The organism is Wolbachia endosymbiont of Protocalliphora sialia, assembly GCF_053891855.1.
Map to the genome: position 1 here is coordinate 158,074 of NZ_JAIUJX010000003.1, position 20,693 is coordinate 178,766.

Genomic DNA, 20,693 nt, shown 5'->3' on the forward strand with positions numbered 1-20,693 from the left:
TTTCATTCCTCATTTTGCTTAGAGATAGACCTATCATATATATACCACTTATATAACAATGTACACATTCCACAAACTATAGATAGATCAGCTAAATTAAAGGCTGGCCAATACCAATCATTGATATGAAAATATATGAAATCATATACAGCGCCCCAATAGATTCTATCAATTACATTTCCGATCGCTCCACCAATCATCAGAGAAAAACTAAGGTAAATTGACTTATCATTAGATTTATATATCAAGTATGCAAGTATACCAATTATTAATATTGAACATGCCGAAAAAAAGAAGCTGCCATGCGGCAGAGTACTACACATTCCAAAGCTAATTCCTGAATTCCAAACTTCAACTAATTTCATAAAACTAGTAATCTCGATTGACTCCCCCTCATCAATCAATGAGTTTATATACAATTTACTTGTTTGATCGAATGATACTATAATCAATATAATAACTAAACATATCCTTTTCATAAGTTTATCTTTAACTGGTAAGCCTTCATTATATCACGGTCTATCTGTTTTGTTAACTCGTTAATACTATGGAATTTTTTTTCTGCCCTAATAAATTTTAAAAGTTGTATGTCAACCTTAAAATTGTATACATTTTCGTTGAAGTCAAATATATGCATTTCTACTATAGGTTTTTTTAAGTCCTTAAATGTAGGTCTCATACCAATGTTGACTACTCCATATAGCCAACTTGAACTATTTTCAGAAAATGCAACTTTGGCGTAATATGTACCAAGCTTAGGTTTTATCATGTAATCTTCTATCGGAATGTTTATGGTTGGAAACCCTATTTCTCTACCTCTACATGCACCTTTTGTTACAATACCAGAAACTTGATAAGACCTACCAAGCAATTTATTAGCAATTTCTATTTCGCCTTTTTGTAAACACTCCCTGATTGAGGAAGAAGAGCAAATTTTTCTATCGATTATCAATGGCTCTAATTTAGTTAAAGAATATTCATACATCTGAGAATATTTTTCTAGAGTTAATATGTTACCCAATCGTTTGTGACCAAAAGTACAACTTTCTCCAACAGTGATATGTTTAGCACCATACTTCTTTACCAAAATCTTACCAATAAAGTCATCGCAGCTAACCTCAGAAAAACCTCTACTAAAATTAATAATATACAAGTAATCTATACCATAGCTGCTGATTAGTTCCTTTTTTTGTTCTTGGTCTATTAACCTAAAATTGTTCCTACTAAATAAAACAGTTGATGGGTGAGGCTCAAAAGTTAAAACTGCAGAGGGTAATCCTCTTTCTTGTGCTACCTCCTTTAGATTGGAAATTGCAAACTTATGTCCTAAATGAACGCCATCAAAATTTCCGAAAGTTAGTGCCACATTATCTTTTATCCCTTGCTCACAGTTGTAAATAATTTTCATACAATTTGATATTTTATATATATATTTTTTATATATAATAGTTGTATTTTATGAACTATGGAGATAAATCGTGAAAAACACTAAAGGAAAAGTTGTAATATATGTGAAGAAGTACTGCCCATTCTGCAAGAAAGCAAAAGAGTTATTGGATGAAAAAGGTGTGAAATACGAAGAAATTGATGTACTTAGAAACTCGGATTTGTTTGATGGTATAAAATCAAAATATAACGTCAGGACAGTTCCACAAATTTTTATTACTGATGAAAATGGTGATTATGTACATCATATTGCTGGATGTGACAAATTGATGGATCTTGAAAAAGAAGGAAAGTTGGATAATATGTTAAATAACAATGAAGATAGCATTAATGCAACAGCTTACACAAGCGGCAGTGATGAACACGAGGGATGTAATATAATACATAATGAAGATTTTATGTGATTTTTTTGTCTTACTGTTGCTGGCATACCCACTTTAAACAATTTTTAATGAATTAAAAATACAATTCATCTAGTGAGTTTTTTTAGTGGGAAAAATGATAAAAAATATTATAATTGTTAGCAAAAACTTAATTAGTATTGAATTAATTAACAAACAGGATTTAGAGAGTTTCATCAAGATTTTCACAGTGCTTGATAAGCATATAGCAGCTAAAACTCTTTTTACAGAAGAAGTGACAATAGAGTATAAACAACACAATTGCATAGAAGTTGTTGAATTGATAAAAGATACAGGTTTTACATATCATGATGTTGAGAATGTGTTAAATCACCTAAGTAATCATGGAATGAAAGTACCAAGTAGCGTTATAGCAAGCACCCTTTCTTCTTCATACAATCACGCACTTGAGTCTAAGGATGTAGCATTTGCCTGTTCTAAAGGGTTGCCACAATTTTACATCAGGGTAAATAAGAATACCTTTATAATGACTCCTATAAGTGAAGAGAATCTGGAATTGAATTCGCAAAATAGCAAAATGCTTATAGAGTCATTAAAGAGCGAAAAAAGCACTTATGATTGCATAGTGGAAGAAAATATCATCAAAGTTATAGTGCATTCTGAAATACATCAGGCTATAAACTCGATTATAAAATCACTGATAAAGTCTTGCCTTTTAGCAAGAGATGAAGAAGAAAAATTCAAAGAGAAATTGAGACAACTTGCTTTTAAAGATCAAGCTTTCGTTGAGTATTCTAGCATTAAAACCATTCATAGATATCCGAATAACCATCCTCTGAGAAAGCATGAAAGTGTTATTAAAGATATAGAAAATATTTTATGTGATTTCATAATAAATGAGAACAGCGGGTTTGCTATAGAGCGGTTAAATAAACTGGGCTCAGAAGTCTCTCCAAATACTCCAAGAATCATCACTAAAACTATAGATAAGCTTGTTAAGTTTCACTAAAATGTTGTTGGAATGGTTTTAGCCAATGTCTACATATATCTGATTTTTACTGATTGAGTGGAGCAATTGAGCTGCTCTCTGTCATCCCAGCGTTTAACACTGGGATGATTTCGTTGTATGGTATCTTGTATAGTGTTTTGATTTAAGACAGATTCAAATAGCTAGGTAATGTTCAAAAAACTGCGTCAAAGCGAATTTTTAGTTCAACTCAATTTTCAATCTGTGGAGAAAGAAAATGTTGAGCTGAGATATAGTTAATATGTACAGCACTTTTCCTCCACCTTCCTTATAGCACAATATACCAACTTGTACAAGCTGGTAAATGAACCTTTGGTTTTAGTAAATGTCTCCTCGATAGGATTAGTGGAGCCGCCTAACTGGCCCGAAATACTTAAAATAAATTTTCCCAATTGTTTTGCCACGATTTTATGACCAAAGGATATTTTTCGCTCCATCAGCTCGAGTAAATAATTTTCAGCAATTTCTCTGCTTGAAGCCTGATATACTTTCTTCAGATCACTTATGAAAGTTTTTGCTGCTTCAGTAAATTTCTTATCTGATGTACTATACATTTCTGCTTTAGCTATTTATAGCAGCAGGAAAACTTTTTAATACAAGCTATTAGAATATCCTCTACTCCTCTTTCTTTTAGCTCATTTAATACCCCCAACCAGAACTTCTCTTTCAGCCAAATAAAAACCCAATACATCCTTTTTGCCTTCTTGATCTATACCCAATATGTTATACATGCACTTACTTACACAACAACCGTCTTCTTTCACCTTAAAAAATCATGAATACTATCGGATATATTGATTGTAGTGGACGACTACACCATTCATTGATTATAGGTAGTAATTTATCTGTAATTCCAGATATCTCTGCTGCAGATATTTTTTGCCTCAAGTTCAGTTGTTTACCTTTTTTTTCACTATCTGTGGTTCGCTCTCTATCTCTTGGTGTCAAAAGTTCAAATATTTGTCCTCAAAGTTTTTTCCGTCTCTTCTCTTTCAGTGGGTAAATGGTACCTTCCAGACTCGCTTCCAGTAGCCTTGTTACCATCTCTCCCCATCAATGGTCCCGTATAGATGATAGAATATTTGTTTCTAATTCTTTATAGTCTACCAATCCAGTAGTTCCATTTACTTGACTCATGTCAAATCTCCATTTTTTGTTTCTATTTTATTTTTACTTCTCGCTTTGACGCAGTTTTTTGAACGTTCCCTTTAAGTTAGTAATTTATAGATTTTTCTAAAAAAATAAATGTAACAAGTAAAATGCCAATCTTAAATATTGCTATATTTTACGATAGCTAATTAATTTGGCACGTATGGTTTGTTAAACACTTCCAGAATTACTCACCGCTAAAGACTATATCTTTCTGTATAGTCTTTAAATGCACCTCTATTGGAGTCAAAATGTAGTTTCACACTGCCAATTGGCCCGTTTCTTTGTTTTGCAATGATCAGCTCTGCAATATTTCTAATTTTCTCCATTTTCTCTTGCCACTCTCGATGTTTATTACTTCCTTCATTTGGTTGCTTTCTTAATTCATAATATTCTTCTCTATAGAGGAACATTACTATATCCGCATCCTGTTCTATGCTTCCTGAATCACGTAAATCAGAAAGTTGTGGTTTTTTATCATCCCTCTGCTCAACAGAACGAGAGAGCTGCGATAGTGCAACAATGGGAATATTTAGTTCCTTTGCAATTGCTTTCAAACCCTGCGTCACTTCTGAAATTTCTTGCACTCTATTTTCACTACTCCTTTTTGTTGTTCCTCGAATTAATTGCAGATAATCGATAAATACCACCTCTACATTGTATAGCTGATATAGCAGTCGTATTCTGGTACGAAGGGCACTAATTGATAGAGCAGGAGTGTCATCTATAATGAAAGGTAATTCAGATAGTCCTGTACTAGCATTAATGAATTCATGTAATTCAAAATCACTAATTCTCCCAGTCATTGCCTTATAATAACCAATACCTGAATCTATGGTAATCAATCTTGCAGTCAATTGCTCTGCTGACATTTCAAGTGAGAAAAACGCTATGTAGTGTTGTTTGTCTGTTCTTTTTTGCAAAATCTTACAAGCATTAAGTGCGATGTTCAGTGCCAATGCTGTCTTCCCCATTGAGGGCCTTGCAGCTATAATTAACAGATCAGATTTCTGCAAACCACCAAGAAGCTGGTTTAGATCTTGAAGTCCGGTTGTAATACCTAGAGCCTCTGGATTATTTTTTAGCTTGCTAATCTTCTCAACCACATCTTTAATTGAACTTGCAAGCTTTATGTATGTTTTCTCACCTTGCTTTTTTACTGCTAAATTGAACAATTTTGTCATTGCTTGCTCAATTTGTACCTGTGCAGGATTTTCGATGTCATAGTTATAACTATCGTCAATTGTCTCTTGTCCGAGCTTGATTAAGCATCTTCTTAAATAAGTATCACGGATTATTCTGGTCAAGCTATAGATATCAAGAGCAATACTTGCCTTCGCTGCAAGCTTTGCTAGGTACTCAACTCCACCACATTCGGCAAATGCTTTATCATTTTCAAAAAACATCTTAAGGCTTAGTTCATTGGCAACTATGCCGTGTTTTCTGGTTTTAGATATCTGGGTAAAAATGCTTTGATGTAGTGGATCGTAGAAATTGTCTGCTGCAATTATATCTTCAACTGCATCACAAATTCTATTATCACGAATCATTGCACCAATGAGCATTTGCTCTGCTTCTAAATTATGTGGCAATTTACATATTTCTTCTCTTGAATTAATAAGGTTAACTAATTCATTCATTTTAAGTTTTTAGAGTAATGATTGATTATTGTAGAATATTCAATCTCGACTTAAAAGAGAAAAAATTTGACTAATCCTGTGTTGCTTATAGCATTAAAATAGGCCCCTGTGGTGGAATGGTAGACACGGCAGACTCAAAATCTGTTGCTTGCAAGAGCATGCTGGTTCAAGTCCGGCCAGGGGCACTCAAACATTGGAAAGTGTTTTATGTTACACAAGTTTTTTAATCGTTCATTTGCCATTCTTTCTTCTATAAATGCTATTCAAAGGATAAAGAAAGATGAAAATGGAATATGTTACGTAACGGGACTTAGACGCTATTTGTCAGTGCTGCTTGATTTAATCATCATCGTTTTATTTTTACAGTTTTGCGGTCAGGCCTTAAATCAACTCTTTATGAGCTCGGAGAGCAGTAAAATATTAGGCCAAATTGCTGCAAAATATCAAATGCAGGTGCCACTATCTGCAGAGGAAACAGCAATGCAGAGTAAACTAATAAAGTTACTAGTTCTAAATCAGATAGTTCAATTTATTATGCTTTTTAGTTATGTAGCATATATGTGGATAAGATTTGGCGCTACACCTGGAAAATTCTTACTTGGACTTAGAGTTGTGAATGCACAAACTTTTGAAAAATTGACTCTGAAACAAGCAACAAAGAGGTTTTTTTCCTTCATATTGTCAACTGCACCATTATTCTTGGGTTTCATATGGGCAAGTTTCGATAAACGCTGCCAAATTTGGCACGATAAGATTGCAAATACAGCAGTTGTCACAAACAAAAGTCTTAAGTGTGATAAAATGAACTAAATTCGTTTAAAATAAGAAAATTTTAATAGTTTTATTGATAAATTTGATCAAATGCTTAATTAATGATATACTAAAATAGTAGGTAAAAAATATGCCAAGTATTACTCATGATCAAAGTATGGATTCTATTAGCGATAGTATTGTACATATTGATGATAATGAAATAAAAGAATGCGTAATTGAGGCACTAGAACCATTTAAGAACGAATTAGAAGCTCAAAGTTTTGACCTTAATGGGCTAGGAACTTCTGACCTAGTTAAAGCATGGAAGAAGATAGAAGATTTTAAAGGTGCTGAGTTAAAGGATGCTTCTGACCTTGCTGATCTGATAAAAGGGCAAATTGCAGAATTTGATGAAGAAAAATTATGGAAAATGTGTACCTTTAGCAAAATTTCCTATGGTGATGTGGATAGAAAATTAGAGAAAGGTAAATACAAAACTAAAAGGAAGTTTGAAGAAGAAGGTTATCAGATTATAAGATTTTACGATAATGAACTTATTGAAGATAAATATTGCTCAGATGTTGATTATAAATTAGAGCAACACGATGTTGGCTATGCTTTAACTGGTAAAAATTCATATAATCGAGATGCTGGTTATATTTTTATTAAAGATAACGAAGTAGATATAGCTTACCATGGCACTCGTGATTTAAATGATGTGAAGGAAGATCTGCGTGCTTCTTTAACTAAGTTGCCATTTTTGTCTGGAGATAATTATGTTCACTCTGGTTTTTACTCTCTATTCAAACGTTCTTGGCCCAGCGTACATAAAATATTACAAGGGCATGCTAATGATAAAGGATTAGCAATCAAAGATTTAAAAATCAATGTTACAGGCCATAGCATGGGAGGTGCTCTTGCTAGTATAACTGCTTTATGTCTTAATAAAACAGAAGGTGCTGAAGATGTTCATGTTGCAACTTTTGGCTCTCCAAGAGTGTTCTACAATGGTGCTGCTGAAGTTTACAATGAGTGTCTTGGACATAATACTATTAGAGTAGCTTGTCAATCAGATCCGGTACCATGTTTGCCACATGGTAATGCTGGTATGCACTATAAACATGTAGGTAAACCATTAAAATTAGAAACAGGTAAAACTCTGGAGTATTTAGAACTACACTATCATAAAATCGATACCTATTATAACCTTATTGAGAAAATAGAGCAGGAAAAATTTAAATCGGATAGCGAAGCATCTAAGTATCGTCATATTGCTTATATTTGTGGCCTATTTTACCATGCAGTTTTGTCATATGTTGATGTGGATGATAAGGAATTCTTTGAAGAAGTCAGAGAAGAAAATGAAGGCATTAAGCTTTCTGAGATACCAATTCAACGTGCTCCAAATTTAGAAGAGGAATTTAGACAAGGAAAACAAAAAGTAGCTCAGCTTACTAATGAAAAAATTCAATTAGAGGGAAGGTTAAATAGTATACAACAAAGTTTGGTTGGAAAAACTAAAGAGTTAGATGATGAAAAAGGAAAATTAACACAAGAACAACAGAAGACTAATCAACTCAATGATCAAGTAGATAAACTTACTGCAGAATTTAAAGGGACAAAAGATCAGCTTGCAGAAAACAAAGCAGAGTTGGATGAGCAAATTAGCAAAGTAACTAGGCTTAACGGTACTGTAGAAAAACTTGAAGAAACAAATACTGGATTAGAAAGAAAGAATAGTAATCTGACTAATCAACTGAAGAAGCTTGAGAAAGCAAAAACTAAGCTAGAAGAAAAGGTAGAATGTGCAGAAAAAGAGCTAAAGGATGCTAGAGCTCAATTCAGAGAGAGTGAGGGAGGGCTAAGGGAAGTAAAAGCTCAACTTGAACAGGAAAATAGTAATTTGTCTAGTCAAGCAAGGGAGCTTGAAAGGAAATGTGAGCAAACAGAAGTTCAACTTGTAGCATCAAAGCAAAAATTAGCTGAAGAAACTAGTAAAGTCATGCAACTTAGCAAAGAATCTAATGAAGCAAGAGCTCAGCTTGAAAAGAAGAAAAAAGAGATTGGAAGGCTAAAAGATCAAGTAGATCAAATGACTATACAAAACAATCAATTGGAAGGGCGGCTGGATGATGCAAAGCAAGGTCTAATTGATAAAACTGATGAAGTAACCCGATTAACACAGGTTGCTGATACGCTAAATGGTCGGGTAGCTCAATTGACTACACAAAATGATCAGTTGGAAGGGCAGCTGAATGATGCAAGACAATCGTTCGCTGATCAAATAATGCAACGCGAAAATGAAAATAACGACTTAAAGACAAAGCTGCAAGAAATTGAAAACAAAAGTGAAGTACTAGAGAAGAGTCTACAGAAGCAATTTGAAAGCAAGAATGAAGAGCTAAGTGAAAAATTCTTGAAAGCAAGAACTTACAGTAAAAGGCAAGGTAATTATGCTTCTGTTTCTTTTGTATTATCTGGAGCACTTGCTGTTGGTACAAGTCTAACAATTCTTCATTTAGCAATGTGTATTTCGCTTGCTGTAGCTGCATTAGCTTTTCTTACAGTAGGGTGTTACTGTTCTTATAAGGCAAATACCACATTTAACAATGTAGAAATCGAAAATTGTAGTTATAGAATAGCTGCTTAGATATTAAGTTAGTAATTTAAATACTCTTTATTGCTAGTTATTATGCCATCGCTTTAATTTGTTTGTGTTTTACTAAAAAAACTTTAGATTATACTTTATAATTGATACTAAAATATGATTTGGAGTTTATTGCAGACAGGCCAAAAGGAAGGCTATAAAATTGCGTATACCAATGCTCGTATTATTGACCCGGAAACTAAACTTGATATAAAAGGTTCATTGTTAACTGAAGGGGATAAAATTGTTGATTTTGGCGAATCGTTATTTTCAACAAGTGGGGTTGATGAAACAATAGACTGTAAAGGGCTTGTTCTAATGCCAGGCCTTATTGATATTCACGTGCATTTTCGTGAACCAGGTCAAGAGCATAAAGAAAATATACATACGGGTAGTAAATCTGCAGCTGCAGGAGGCGTTACAACTGTAGTTTGTCAGCCAAACACTATTCCAGCGATTGATAGTGTTGTCTTGGCTCAGTATTTGAAATATAGAGCATTTGAAACTTCGCATGTGAATGTGGAATTTTACGCTAAAATCACCACTTCGGAAGAAAAATTAACTGAAATGGCACTCTTAAAGGAAGCAGGTGCAGTTGGTTTCACCGATGATGGTATGCCAGTTATGAATCCAATGATTATGAGACAGGCACTGCTTTATTCAAGTATGCTTGGTGTTCCTATTGCTCAACACGCAGAGGATTTAAATCTATCTGCTGGTGGCGCAATCAATGCAGGTAAAATTTCTGAAGAATTGGGAATAAAGGGAATCTTGAGTGCGTCAGAGTCGGTTATGGTAACTCGTGATATACTGCTAATGAAGGACATAGAAAATGTACACTATCATATTTTACATGTTTCTTCAAAAGATTCACTTGATGCTATTAAGCGTGCAAAAGATTTAGGGTTAAATGTTACATGCGAAGTAACTCCTCATCACTTTACTTTAACTGAAGATATAGTAAAGCAACATGGAGCAATCGCAAAAATGAATCCGCCACTTCGTACAGAGGAAGATCGTTTAGCTATGATTGAAGGTTTAAAGACAGGTGTGATTGATTGTATTGCAACCGATCATGCTCCGCATGATCTTAGTTCTAAAGATTTGCCACTTGAAAATGCTGCATTTGGTATTGTTGGCCTTGAAACAATGCTGCCCATTTCACTTGAACTATATCACAGTGGACAAATGGGTCTACTTGATGTGCTTGCAAAATTGACATATAAGCCTGCAGATATCATACATGTGCCACGTGGCCGCATACAGAAAAACCTTGCAGCGGACTTAATTTTAGTTGATTTGGATCATGAATGGAAAATTAAAGTTGACAACTTTGCTAGTAAATCAAAAAATTCCCCTTTCGATGGACGCAAAGTGAAAGGGCGCGTAATACGTACCGTTGTGTCTGGCAAAACTGTATATTTACAGAAGAATTAGTTATCATACAGTTGCGTTCTCAATTGTAAATATTCAATATAAGTGGTAAAATATAGCCACTGAATAAAAAATATATGCTAATTAGTACGACATCGGAGCTGGAGAATGCATGTGAAGAATTGATGGCAAAAGATCCAAAATTTATAGCAATTGACACGGAGTTCATTAGAAATAATTTAACCTACTACCCAAAATTATCGTTAATTCAAATTTCTTACGGAGAGAAGAGTTTTATTGTAGATGCATTAGTGCCAGAAATTGATTTATCATTCATTAAGAAAATGATGCTAAATCAGGGAATAATCAAAGTGTTTCATAGCTGCCGGCAGGATATAGAATCCTTACTCACTATGTTTAAATGTGTTCCCACTCCTATTTTTGATACCCAAGTTGCTGCTATGTTTTGCCATTATTATCATGACTTTATTGGTTATTCAAAAGTAGTAGAGCAATATCAAGGAATAGCACTGGATAAAATTAAAGCTAAAAATTCAGACTGGTTAAGGCGTCCATTGTCTGAGGATCAACTAGACTATGCAATAAACGACGTGGTATATCTATATGATCTATACCAAATATTGTGCAATAAACTTGAAGAAAGTAATAGGATGAGTTGGTTTCAAGAAGAGATGGAATTATTGGTTGATATAAATAAGTATTTGCATAGTCCAAAAGATGCATGGAGGAGGATTAAATTTAACTATGAAGCAAATCCGAGGCTAATGTTAGCTGTTAAAGCAGTGAGTGAGTGGCAAGAGACTTTAGCACAACGCTATAACATCAATCGTAATAAAGTAATTAATAATGCTGTAATAATTGGTCTTATTGAAAAAAATGTGGAGCGTATTGACGAGGTTTTAGATGATCTTGAGAGGAACACAAAAAATATAAAAGAGGAAGATTTATTAGAATTTATGAATATTTTCAATGAGAATGAGAAGGAGTTTGTGCAGCAAAATTATACTCTGTCAGATAATTATGATAAATCTGTATTTGATATACTCTCGATTATTTTAGAGAGCAAATGTAAGGAAAATAACATATCAAGAAAGTTAGTTTCATCAAAAGATGAGTTAGCTGGTTCAATATCTGGGCAGATAGATAAACTATTCAAGGGATGGAGATATGATTTTTTCGGCAGATCAGTAGAATCGTTTTTGAATGCAGGCTCAAGGTTTGAAATTTTAATGGTAAAATCTGCTGATAGTATAGCTAAGATTCGGAGTAATCTTGTGGAGAATAACCGTATCACGTGTTAAGGTCTAACGAGTTTATTATATCTTTCACTTGAGAAAGAACATTTGCACTGGTATCGATGATAAAGTCGCTCATTTGCTTTTTTTCTTCAATAGGTAGCTGAATACTAGACATTAGATCCAGCTTTTTTTTATCCATATTACGCTCACTAAGCCTTTGAGCTTGTACAGTGCTATCTGCATGGATAAAAACAATAAAATCGCAATATAAACGGAATCTCGTTTCCAGTAGGAGTGGAATGTCTAGGACTAGGAGTTTTCTGTCGTTTTCTTTCTCCTGAGCAATAAAAATTGCTAATTCACTCTGCACAGCAGAATGCACTAAAGATTGAAATTGCTTCCAATTTTCATCGTAGGCCAAAAAATATTTAGACAATACTGCTCTGTCTATTTCACCATTTACTATCACCCCAGGAAATTTTTCTTCTGCGTAACTTATTATGTTTTTGTTTACTTTATAAAGCTGGTGCACGACAGAGTCGGCATCAAACAAAGCGGCACCAAATTCTTTAAAGCAATTGGCTACAAAGCTCTTTCCAACTGCAATCCCACCTGTTAAACCTATGATCATATAGCAAATTTCTTATAAAACTATATTTATAGCATCTCCTATGCCTATTTAAAACTGAATGCATAGGTATAAAAAAGAAAAGCTATTATTTTTTTAGTAATTCAGTAAAATAGAGTGAAAGATTAAGAGGAAATTTTGAAAGATAAGATAAAAAAGATAGTGATTTCAGGGAAAAAAGTCTGGCCAATCGTCGAGGGCGGTAAAGGCATTGCAATCAGTGATGGAAGATCAAGTGGGGCATTTGCTGCAGCAGATGCTGTTGGTACGTTTTCTGGTGCAAATGCTAAACTTATTGATGACAATGGTGAGTTGGTGCCGCTGATTTATAGAGGTAAAACAAGAAATGAAAAGCATGAGGAATTAATTAAGTATAGTATTGAGGCTGGAGTTAGTCAAGCAAAAATAGCGAATGAAATATCAAAGGGCCGTGGAAGAATACATATGAATGTGCTTTGGGAAATGGGAGCAGCAGAACAAGTCCTTCATGGCATATTAGAAAAAGCAAAAGGCTTAGTTCATGGCATCACTTGCGGTGCTGGTATGCCTTACAGGCTTGGAGAAATTGCAGCTAAATATCAAGTTTATTACTACCCTATTATCTCATCGGCGCGCGCTTTTAAAGCGTTGTGGAAACGTGCTTACCAAAAAATATCTTCTTTTTTACTTGGTGGAGTAGTATATGAGGATCCGTGGCTTGCTGGTGGTCACAATGGACTCAGTAATAGTGAAGACCCAGAATTACCGCAGGCTCCATTTGAAAGAGTTGCAGAGCTTAGATCTTTCATGAATGAGGTCGGTCTTTCTGAAACGCCAATTGTTATGGCGGGGGGAGTGTGGAATTTGAAGGATTGGGAACATTGGTTTGACAATTTACAAATCGGACCAATAGCTTTTCAGTTTGGCACTCGTCCACTTTTAACAAAAGAAAGTCCGATTTCTACAGAATGGAAAAAGAAGTTACTTACTTTAGAAGAAGGTGATGTATTTTTAAACAAATTTAGTCCAACAGGATTTTACTCATCTGCAGTAAGAAATAGCTTCATATATGAGCTACAGGAACGAAATTCACGTCAAATGAAATTTTCAGAAAGTGTGAGTGGAGAGTTTAATAATGAATTTGCAATGGGTAGCAGAGGTAGAAAGATTTACCTCACTGCAAAAGACAAAGAGCTAGCAAATGCATGGATTAAAGCAGGGTATACAGAGGTAATGAAAACTCCAGATACAACTGTTATTTTTGTGACGCCAGGCAAATTTGCGGAAATAAGACAAGATCAAATTAATTGCATGGGATGTTTGAGCCATTGTCTGTTTAGCAATTGGAAAGATCATGGTGACCATTCAACAGGGCGAAAGCCAGATCCACGGAGTTTCTGTATACAAAAGACACTGCAAAACATTGTACATGACGGCAATGTTGAAAATGAACTCATGTTTTCTGGGCACAATGTGTACAAATTTAAGCAAGACCCATTTTATAAAAATGGTTGCATACCGACAGTAAAAGAATTGGTAGATAGAATATTGGTTGGTTTATGACTAACTTGACAAGAAGACATTATTCTATATAATTTATAGTAATAACTGTTTATTAATTTAATCTTAATTTTAGGGGAATTTTTATGAATAATGGTGTTTTAAGAAGGTATGCACTTGCCTATATAAAAGAAAATGGCAGTGATAAGAATGTTCAAGAATTTTTACGTTCTCGTGGTATGCAAAATATTGAGAACTGGAGTGATAAAAATTTTGAAAATGCGTATAAGGAATTTAGGCGCTATAACCCAACTAATGAACACAATATAGGAAGTGATCGACGTGATAGTAGGCAACAACCTACAAGCCCTCAGGTTACACACGTACATGTACACAATAATAGAGGTTTAGATTTTTGGGATTATTTTCTACTTCGTAGCCTGTTTAGTGGTAATACTGGTCATACTACAGTAATAAATAACCTTGGTTCCGGTAGCAGTAACCAGCCAAGCAGAGAAGATAAGAAAAAAGACGCAGAAGACAACAGGAAATTATTAGCTTTAGGGATAGTAGCTGTAGTTGCGTGTGTTGCTTTCCATGCTTTAATGTGTGTTTGGTACAACAGCAGCGAAAAAACGGCTAGAAAATCAGAAAAGGTAGATTACCTGGATAATAAGCTTAAAATGTTCAGAAATATAGAATTTGCAGTTGGTGCAATTTCTTTAGCAGCTTTGATAGGTTGCGCTATTAACCCAGTCTTACCAGTTTGGGGTTTAGTCATTCTTGGCATTAATTCTCTTGTGTGTCTTGCTGGTGGTGTGGCTTTTCATATGAAGCATGAGAAAGAGTCAGAAAATATTGAGAAAGCTAAAGAGGCGGTAGTTAACTATCATAAATCAGGACCTGGATATGGTTTGGGAGATTCTTTTCATGATGCACCACCTTCTTACTTTTCTCACAATTTTCCAACTGTTCCTCCTCAAGATGCATTTGATAATTCTTATCCAGAACAACATTCTGGAGGTTATGGACAGCAAACTGCTTACCCTAGAGCATAAATTACTTACAGGATACCGCTGCAAAACGCAGCGGTATAATGGATTTTCAGATTGCTTGTATGATAGGATATATATTGATTTTTATTACTAGTGCAGATACGATTAAGCTTTAAATAGTACAAAATGGAGCAATTTGAGAGCTTTTACGTCACTACGCCAATATATTACGTAAACGACAAGCCACACATCGGCCACGCATATACTTCCCTTATCTGTGATGTTACAGCTAGATTTATGAAATTAGCTGGAAAGAACGTCAAATTTACTACTGGTACAGATGAGCATGGGCAAAAAATAGAAAAAGCAGCTAAGGTAAAGGGAATAGAGCCAAAAGAATTTACAGATGAAATAAGTGTTACGTTCAGAAAATTGGCTGAGCTAATGAACTTTGATTCTGATGATTTTATCCGCACCACAGAAGAACGTCATGAACAAGCAGTTATAGCTCTATGGAATAGGCTTGAAGAGAGAGGACAAATATATCTGGATTCTTACTCAGGTTGGTATTCAGTTCGTGATGAAGCATTTTATCAGGAATCAGAGCTGATAGATGGCAAAGCGCCAACAGGCGCTGAAGTTCAGTGGATAAAAGAAGAGAGCTACTTTTTTCGTTTGTCGAATTGGCAAAACAAACTGCTAGAGTTATATGAAAATCAGCCGAATTTCATCTTTCCTGAGAGCAGAAAAAACGAAGTGGTGTCGTTTGTAAAATCAGGACTGACTGACCTTTCGATTTCTCGTACTAGTTTCAATTGGGGAATAAAAGTACCAGGAAATAACAAGCACATAATTTACGTTTGGATAGATGCACTTACTAACTATCTCACATCAATAGGCTTTCCTAATATAGAAGATGAGGAATATAAGAAGTTTTGGACAAACTCCTTCAACGTTCATGTGATCGGTAAAGACATATTGCGTTTTCACGCTGTATACTGGCCAGCTATTCTTCTTGCAGCAGATTTACCACTGCCAAAGCAAATAGCAGTTCATGGTTGGTGGCTAAACGAGGGAGAAAAAATATCCAAATCCCTTGGTAATGTTATAGATCCAATTGGTCTGGCAGAAGAGTTTGGTGTTGATCAACTACGCTACTTTCTCCTTCGGGAAGCAAATTTTGGTCAAGATGGTAATTTCAGTAAGAAAAACATGATCAGCCGCATAAACTCAGAGCTGGCAAACAATATAGGCAATTTAGTGCAAAGAACAATTTCATTTCTGCATAAGCAATGCGATGGAATCGTACCAACAATTGATCGAAATTTGCTTAAAGATGATGAGAGTTTACCAAATTGTAAAGCCATAATTGATCAAGTGATGGATCATCTATCAAAGTATGAATTTAACCAGATTATACTACTGATTATCAATATCTCTTCCAAGGCCAATGCTTACATAGATAAAAGTGCACCCTGGACGTTAAGTAAAACCGATAGAAAGCGCATGGATTTAGTAATTTACAAACTACTCGAATACATCAGAATAATTGGTATTTTATTGCAGCCAATTATTCCAAAATCAGCAGAAATGATGCTAGATCAATTGCAAATTCCAAAAGAACAACGCAACTTACAATCTCTGTGCAATGCGTGCGTAAGCTTAGGCATTACACTGCCTAAACCTACGCCGATTTTTTTGAGGATCGATATTTAAAGAATCCTTAGTAAGCCGTTACAAGACTAGACTGAGTTGGCCGTTCTGTAGTTAGCCTTTTTAATTCAACAGAGTCAAAAAAAGTGCCTTGGCGTTTTGATGTATCTATACCGTTATCTACTTTGGAAGAAATGATTGAGATGCACCGAAATTATTTTTAGCACTCTTAAAAGAAGAATTTAACATTTCGTGAGACTCATCAACTTTACTTTTCAACATAGTCTGTGGAGTAGGTACATGGTGAGCAGATGGTAAATTTACAGTAGAATTACCATCAGCTTGGCCTAGATGTGCCTGCTGCTCAGATAATCCAGAAGCAGGATCTAAAGTACATACGGGAGTTGGAAACAACTTTGATGCTAAAGCTGCTACTATAACTGATGCGTACGTTGCAATACTACTAAATTTTACAATCTGAGTTGTTCTATCTTTTAGTTTTGGTTGATCACCTGTTTCTTTTGCTACTGCATGCAATTTTGGTTGATTACCTTCTTCTTTAAATAAATTGCTAAGAGCTTCAGAATCTAAAACTTCTTCTTGATTTCTTTTTTTACGCTCTTGATGCATTTTCTTAGCATCTTCATCAGAATTAATAATGTATTCTACCTTTGTATCTAGTTGTTTTTGCATTTTAGCTTTTTCTTTGGCATTTTGAGCATCTAGACAAGAAGAAGTAATTGTTAGCTCTTTGCACTGCAGCTGAAAGCGCAAAAACTAGAGCAGAAAATACAGCACCACCAATAATAAATGGAAGGCCAACACTTAACGCTGCAACTGGAGCTAAGAAACTAACATAAGGAGCTGCAGCAAACACTCCTGATGCTAACAAAATTGCTATAGCTAAAGTACTACCCCTTTTTTACAGTAAAGGTAGCAAAAAAAAAGCTACAAATCTATGTAGTATTTAAACTTGCTCCTACTGGGACCTAAACCTAATCCACTACAACATATCAGAAAACATTATCTCTATTTTTTCTGGTTACACACTGAATTTTTTCTCAGCATAATGATTATGAGATTGCTTTTTAGCTTGGTTTTACTCAACTAAAGCTAAGTTATTAGAAATTACCTGGTTTATTTGAGCGTTAGCAATATGAGTATCTTGTTGTTTACATTTAGTACAATACATAATAGATGCAGCTCCAATAGCAGCTCCAACACAAGCAGCTCCAGCAATTAAGGCAATTTGATTAAAGTCTTTGTTATAACCTTGGTTAAATCCTTCACTGTAGCCTTTTTTGTAGCTCTCCATATAACCATCTTCATAACTTTTTTGTTGTGCAAAAAACCCATAAGCGTATGTAAATAATGCTCCTCCTGCAGTGTAAAATATACCCTGTATTCCAGGTTTGATTATGTCTGGAACAAGCCTAACGCTATTCTTTATTTCTTGTACTATAGAAATTGTTGTTAAGTTCTTTATGTTAAAGTCATTGATATTCATTGCTCTTTTATAAAAAAAATTAAGCTATATGCTTTATATCTTAACATTAATTTAGTTTTAAAGTAAATTAATATTTTAATATAAATTTTATTTTTTGTAGAGAATCTGCTTTTTCTTGTTTTATATGAACTTAGAAAATTTTTATTGATAAATGACTTTAGGTTTAAAATTGAGGAAGTGGTTGCTATATATATCAGCAAGTATGAGTTGAATTTATATTATGGACTTGAATAAATTTACAGAAAAAGCAAAAAGCTTAATTCAGAGTGCTCAAATGAAAGCATTGGGAGCCGGGCATCAGATTTTTATGCCTGAACATTTACTTAAAGTAATGCTTGAAGATGAATCGAGTTTAGTTCAGGACTTGATAGGTGCCTGTGGTGGAAATGTGCAGAATATTTCTAATGCTGTTGATAGTGCAATTAAAAAATTTCCAGTGATTGAAGGGCCAGGAAGTGGCGGCCTTCAGCTTTCAAGAGAGGTAGCAAAAGTTTTTGAGGATTCAATCGGTATTGCGAGGAGGAATAAAGATACATTTGTTACAGTTGAGCGGTTACTGCAGGGCCTTGCTGCACAAAAAGATGGTAAAATTTTAGCAGAAGGTGGTGTAACACCGCAAAAATTAAATTCAGTTATTGCAGAAATGAGAAAAGGTAGCAGTGCAGATTCGCCAAATAGTGAAGAAAAATTAAATGCGGCGAAGAAATATACAAAAGATATTACAGAGCTTGCGATGCAAGGTAAGCTTGATCCTGTAATTGGTCGTGATGAAGAAATCAGAAGAGCTATGCAGGTATCGCTTAGGCGAACAAAAAATAATCCCGTGCTGATAGGTGAACCTGGTGTTGGAAAAACTGCAATAGTTGAAGGTTTAGCAAACAGAATTGTTGCAAATGATGTACCACTTGGTTTGCGTGATGCAAAAGTTTTAGCTTTGGATCTTGGTGCGTTAATTGCTGGAACAAAATTCAGAGGAGAATTTGAAGAAAGGCTAAAAGCAGTGATCAATGATATTTCAAAAGCAGAGGGGAAAGTTATCTTATTTATAGATGAGCTTCATACTTTAGTTGGAGCAGGGGCAACAAGTGGTGCAATGGATGCTTCAAATCTACTGAAACCTGCTCTTGCACGCGGAGAAATTCGCTGTATAGGAGCTACAACTTTAGATGAGTATCGTCAGCATATAGAGAAAGACCCTGCGCTTGCGAGGCGTTTCCAGCCTGTGTTTATTTCTCAACCCACTGAAACTGATACTATTTCAATACTGAGGGGCTTGAAGGAAAGGTATGAGGTACATCATGGTATTAGGATTACAGATAGTGCAATAATCGCTGCTGCAACGCTTTCTAATAGATATATAACAGATAGATTTTTACCTGATAAAGCGATCGATTTAATTGATGAAGCAGCAAGTAGGGTTAGAATTGAAATGGACAGCAAGCCTGAGGTTGTTGATGAGCTTGAAAGAAAGATTATACAGCTGAAAATTGAGTCAGAGGCTTTGAAAAAAGAAAGTGATGAAAACTCTAGGCAACGTTTAAAAAAGATAAATGAGGAAATTGAGAGTCTAAACAGTAAATTTGCTGACTTAAGCAGTAAATGGCAGATGGAAAAGAATAAAATAGCTAAAATACAAGAAACTGCTGAAAAATTGGATAACGCGAGGAAAGAGCTAGAATTGGCTCAGCGCAATGGAAATTTAGGAAGGGCAGGGGAGTTGATGTATGGTGTGATTCCTCAACTTGAAAATGAGTTAAAAAATCAGGAAAAAGTTACTGATAGTTTCCTAAAGAAAGAAGTTACTGAGAGTGATATTGCAAATATTGTTTCGAAATGGACAGGCATTCCTGTTGATAGCATGATGCACAGTGAAAAAGAAAAACTTCTTAACATGGAGAATGAAATAGGGAAAAGAGTAATAGGACAGAAAGATGCAATTGAAGCGATAAGTAATGCAGTAAGGCGCTCCCGTTCTGGTGTTCAGGATACTAATCGACCTTTTGGTTCATTCTTATTTTTAGGTCCAACTGGAGTTGGGAAAACGGAGTTGGCAAAATCCCTTGCCGAATTTTTATTTGATGACCAAGGAGCACTTCTGCGCTTTGATATGTCAGAGTATATGGAAAAACACTCCGTTTCAAAACTGATTGGTGCACCTCCAGGGTATGTTGGCTATGAACAAGGTGGAAGATTAACTGAGGCAGTGAGGAGAAGACCATATCAGGTAATTTTGTTTGATGAGATAGAAAAGGCAAATCCAGATATATTTAATATATTACTGCAGATTTTGGATGAAGGTAGACTCACCGATAGCCATGGCAAATTAATTGATTTTCGCAATACCATACTGATTTTAACTTCTAACCTTGGCGCTGAGATGATGCTCAGAGGAACTGCTGAATCTGTAAAAGATGAGGTGATGAAAATAGTTAAGTTAGCGTTTCGTCCAGAATTTTTAAATAGACTGGATGAAATTATTATATTCCACGGTTTAACCAAAGATGACATTTATAAAATTATAGATGTTCAATTCTCTTATTTACAAAAGATGCTTGCTAAGCGTAAACTGAGTATTAGTTTATCGCAAGAAGCTAAGGAGCTAATAGCACAAACTGGCTATGACCCTGAATATGGAGCGAGGCCTCTGAAAAGGGTAATACAAGAATGCATTCAAAATAATCTAGCTAAGTTAGTTTTATCGGGGGAAGTAGTAGAAGGAGATGAGCTAATAGTGTATACTTCTGGTAACGAAATCTTAGTTAAAAAGATCTAGA

At 34.9% G+C, this 20,693-nt stretch carries 17 protein-coding genes, 1 tRNA gene and 1 pseudogene; 11 read left to right on the forward strand and 8 right to left on the reverse strand.

The window, feature by feature from the left end; translation table 11 throughout:
* Window positions 1-2 precede the first annotated feature (2 nt).
* Both lspA and ribF read right to left on the reverse strand, forming a co-directional pair.
* A complete protein-coding gene (lspA, locus tag LB100_RS02740; RefSeq protein ID WP_007301940.1) occupies window positions 3-479 on the reverse strand; it encodes a signal peptidase II in 477 nt (158 codons plus the stop codon).
* A complete protein-coding gene (ribF, locus tag LB100_RS02745; RefSeq protein WP_264337145.1) occupies window positions 476-1,408 on the reverse strand; it encodes a riboflavin biosynthesis protein RibF in 933 nt (310 codons plus the stop codon). Before ribF ends, lspA begins: the two co-directional genes overlap by 4 nt.
* 70 nt (window positions 1,409-1,478) lie before the next feature.
* Here ribF and LB100_RS02750 point away from each other — a divergent pair, with 70 nt between their 5' ends.
* Window positions 1,479-1,850: a glutaredoxin gene (locus tag LB100_RS02750; protein WP_006015443.1), complete on the forward strand. Its 372-nt coding sequence runs from the start codon at window positions 1,479-1,481 to the stop codon at window positions 1,848-1,850.
* Between the two features lie 94 nt (window positions 1,851-1,944).
* Complete coding sequence (locus tag LB100_RS02755; RefSeq protein ID WP_264719520.1) at window positions 1,945-2,817, forward strand: hypothetical protein; 873 nt, start codon at window positions 1,945-1,947, stop codon at window positions 2,815-2,817.
* Between the two features lie 198 nt (window positions 2,818-3,015).
* Here the strand turns inward: LB100_RS02755 and LB100_RS02760 are convergent.
* Window positions 3,016-3,972: pseudogene (locus LB100_RS02760) on the reverse strand (IS256 family transposase).
* Window positions 3,973-4,181: 209 nt separating this feature from the next.
* Window positions 4,182-5,624, reverse strand: coding sequence for a replicative DNA helicase (locus tag LB100_RS02765; protein ID WP_213863715.1), 1,443 nt, complete (start codon window positions 5,622-5,624; stop codon window positions 4,182-4,184).
* Between the two features lie 102 nt (window positions 5,625-5,726).
* Between LB100_RS02765 and LB100_RS02770 the strand changes: the two genes are divergently transcribed.
* The 5 genes from LB100_RS02770 to LB100_RS02790 all read left to right on the forward strand — a co-directional run bounded on the left by LB100_RS02770 (window position 5,727) and on the right by LB100_RS02790 (window position 11,720).
* Window positions 5,727-5,809 (forward strand) — tRNA-Leu (locus tag LB100_RS02770).
* A gap of 22 nt (window positions 5,810-5,831) precedes the next feature.
* A complete protein-coding gene (locus tag LB100_RS02775; protein ID WP_456201335.1) occupies window positions 5,832-6,434 on the forward strand; it encodes an RDD family protein in 603 nt (200 codons plus the stop codon).
* A gap of 91 nt (window positions 6,435-6,525) precedes the next feature.
* Window positions 6,526-9,027, forward strand: a complete 2,502-nt coding sequence (locus LB100_RS02780; RefSeq protein WP_456201336.1) for a lipase family protein — start codon at window positions 6,526-6,528, stop codon at window positions 9,025-9,027.
* A 114-nt stretch (window positions 9,028-9,141) separates the two neighbouring features.
* Window positions 9,142-10,461, forward strand: a complete 1,320-nt coding sequence (locus LB100_RS02785) for a dihydroorotase (RefSeq protein WP_456201337.1) — start codon at window positions 9,142-9,144, stop codon at window positions 10,459-10,461.
* Window positions 10,462-10,535: 74 nt separating this feature from the next.
* Window positions 10,536-11,720, forward strand: a complete 1,185-nt coding sequence (locus LB100_RS02790) for a ribonuclease D (RefSeq protein WP_456201339.1) — start codon at window positions 10,536-10,538, stop codon at window positions 11,718-11,720.
* Here LB100_RS02790 and coaE read toward each other — a convergent pair.
* Window positions 11,710-12,288: a dephospho-CoA kinase gene (gene coaE, locus LB100_RS02795; protein ID WP_264331113.1), complete on the reverse strand. Its 579-nt coding sequence runs from the start codon at window positions 12,286-12,288 to the stop codon at window positions 11,710-11,712. The genes LB100_RS02790 and coaE overlap by 11 nt on opposite strands.
* Window positions 12,289-12,423: 135 nt before the next feature.
* Here coaE and LB100_RS02800 point away from each other — a divergent pair, with 135 nt between their 5' ends.
* From LB100_RS02800 to metG, 3 genes are all read left to right on the forward strand, one after another.
* Window positions 12,424-13,827, forward strand: coding sequence for an NAD(P)H-dependent flavin oxidoreductase (locus LB100_RS02800; protein WP_264719514.1), 1,404 nt, complete (start codon window positions 12,424-12,426; stop codon window positions 13,825-13,827).
* An 83-nt stretch (window positions 13,828-13,910) separates the two neighbouring features.
* A complete protein-coding gene (locus tag LB100_RS02805; protein ID WP_456201340.1) occupies window positions 13,911-14,822 on the forward strand; it encodes a hypothetical protein in 912 nt (303 codons plus the stop codon).
* A 123-nt stretch (window positions 14,823-14,945) separates the two neighbouring features.
* On the forward strand, window positions 14,946-16,475 hold the full coding sequence (gene metG / locus LB100_RS02810) for a methionine--tRNA ligase (RefSeq protein WP_456201342.1): 1,530 nt from the start codon (window positions 14,946-14,948) through the stop codon (window positions 16,473-16,475).
* 117 nt (window positions 16,476-16,592) lie between these two features.
* On the opposite strand, the gene LB100_RS02815 is transcribed toward metG, so the two are convergent.
* From LB100_RS02815 to LB100_RS02825, 3 genes are all read right to left on the reverse strand, one after another.
* Entirely contained in the window at window positions 16,593-17,105 is a 513-nt protein-coding gene (locus LB100_RS02815; protein ID WP_456201344.1) for a hypothetical protein, read from the reverse strand.
* Between the two features lies 1 nt (window position 17,106).
* The gene (locus LB100_RS02820; RefSeq protein WP_456201346.1) at window positions 17,107-17,304 is read right to left on the reverse strand and encodes a hypothetical protein; all 198 of its coding nucleotides are present in this window, start codon (window positions 17,302-17,304) and stop codon (window positions 17,107-17,109) included.
* 207 nt (window positions 17,305-17,511) lie between these two features.
* On the reverse strand, window positions 17,512-17,919 hold the full coding sequence (locus tag LB100_RS02825) for a hypothetical protein (protein WP_264337157.1): 408 nt from the start codon (window positions 17,917-17,919) through the stop codon (window positions 17,512-17,514).
* Window positions 17,920-18,139: 220 nt separating this feature from the next.
* Here LB100_RS02825 and clpB point away from each other — a divergent pair, with 220 nt between their 5' ends.
* Complete coding sequence (gene clpB, locus LB100_RS02830) at window positions 18,140-20,692, forward strand: ATP-dependent chaperone ClpB (RefSeq protein WP_264337158.1); 2,553 nt, start codon at window positions 18,140-18,142, stop codon at window positions 20,690-20,692.
* Window position 20,693 lies beyond the last annotated feature (1 nt).

What these genes read in the sequence shown, in the direction of transcription:
- ribF (WP_264337145.1), bottom strand. Translation starts at nt 1,408, where the DNA reads ATGAAAATTATTTACAACTGTGAGCAAGGGATAAAAGATAATGTGGCA.
- LB100_RS02805 (WP_456201340.1), top strand. Translation starts at nt 13,911, where the DNA reads ATGAATAATGGTGTTTTAAGAAGGTATGCACTTGCCTATATAAAAGAA.
- LB100_RS02815 (WP_456201344.1), bottom strand. Translation starts at nt 17,105, where the DNA reads ATGCAAAAACAACTAGATACAAAGGTAGAATACATTATTAATTCTGAT.
- LB100_RS02780 (WP_456201336.1), top strand. Translation starts at nt 6,526, where the DNA reads ATGCCAAGTATTACTCATGATCAAAGTATGGATTCTATTAGCGATAGT.
- LB100_RS02755 (WP_264719520.1), top strand. Translation starts at nt 1,945, where the DNA reads ATGATAAAAAATATTATAATTGTTAGCAAAAACTTAATTAGTATTGAA.
- LB100_RS02785 (WP_456201337.1), top strand. Translation starts at nt 9,142, where the DNA reads ATGATTTGGAGTTTATTGCAGACAGGCCAAAAGGAAGGCTATAAAATT.
- coaE (WP_264331113.1), bottom strand. Translation starts at nt 12,288, where the DNA reads ATGATCATAGGTTTAACAGGTGGGATTGCAGTTGGAAAGAGCTTTGTA.
- LB100_RS02790 (WP_456201339.1), top strand. Translation starts at nt 10,536, where the DNA reads ATGCTAATTAGTACGACATCGGAGCTGGAGAATGCATGTGAAGAATTG.
- clpB (WP_264337158.1), top strand. Translation starts at nt 18,140, where the DNA reads ATGGACTTGAATAAATTTACAGAAAAAGCAAAAAGCTTAATTCAGAGT.
- LB100_RS02775 (WP_456201335.1), top strand. Translation starts at nt 5,832, where the DNA reads ATGTTACACAAGTTTTTTAATCGTTCATTTGCCATTCTTTCTTCTATA.
- metG (WP_456201342.1), top strand. Translation starts at nt 14,946, where the DNA reads ATGGAGCAATTTGAGAGCTTTTACGTCACTACGCCAATATATTACGTA.
- lspA (WP_007301940.1), bottom strand. Translation starts at nt 479, where the DNA reads ATGAAAAGGATATGTTTAGTTATTATATTGATTATAGTATCATTCGAT.
- LB100_RS02825 (WP_264337157.1), bottom strand. Translation starts at nt 17,919, where the DNA reads ATGAATATCAATGACTTTAACATAAAGAACTTAACAACAATTTCTATA.
- LB100_RS02765 (WP_213863715.1), bottom strand. Translation starts at nt 5,624, where the DNA reads ATGAATGAATTAGTTAACCTTATTAATTCAAGAGAAGAAATATGTAAA.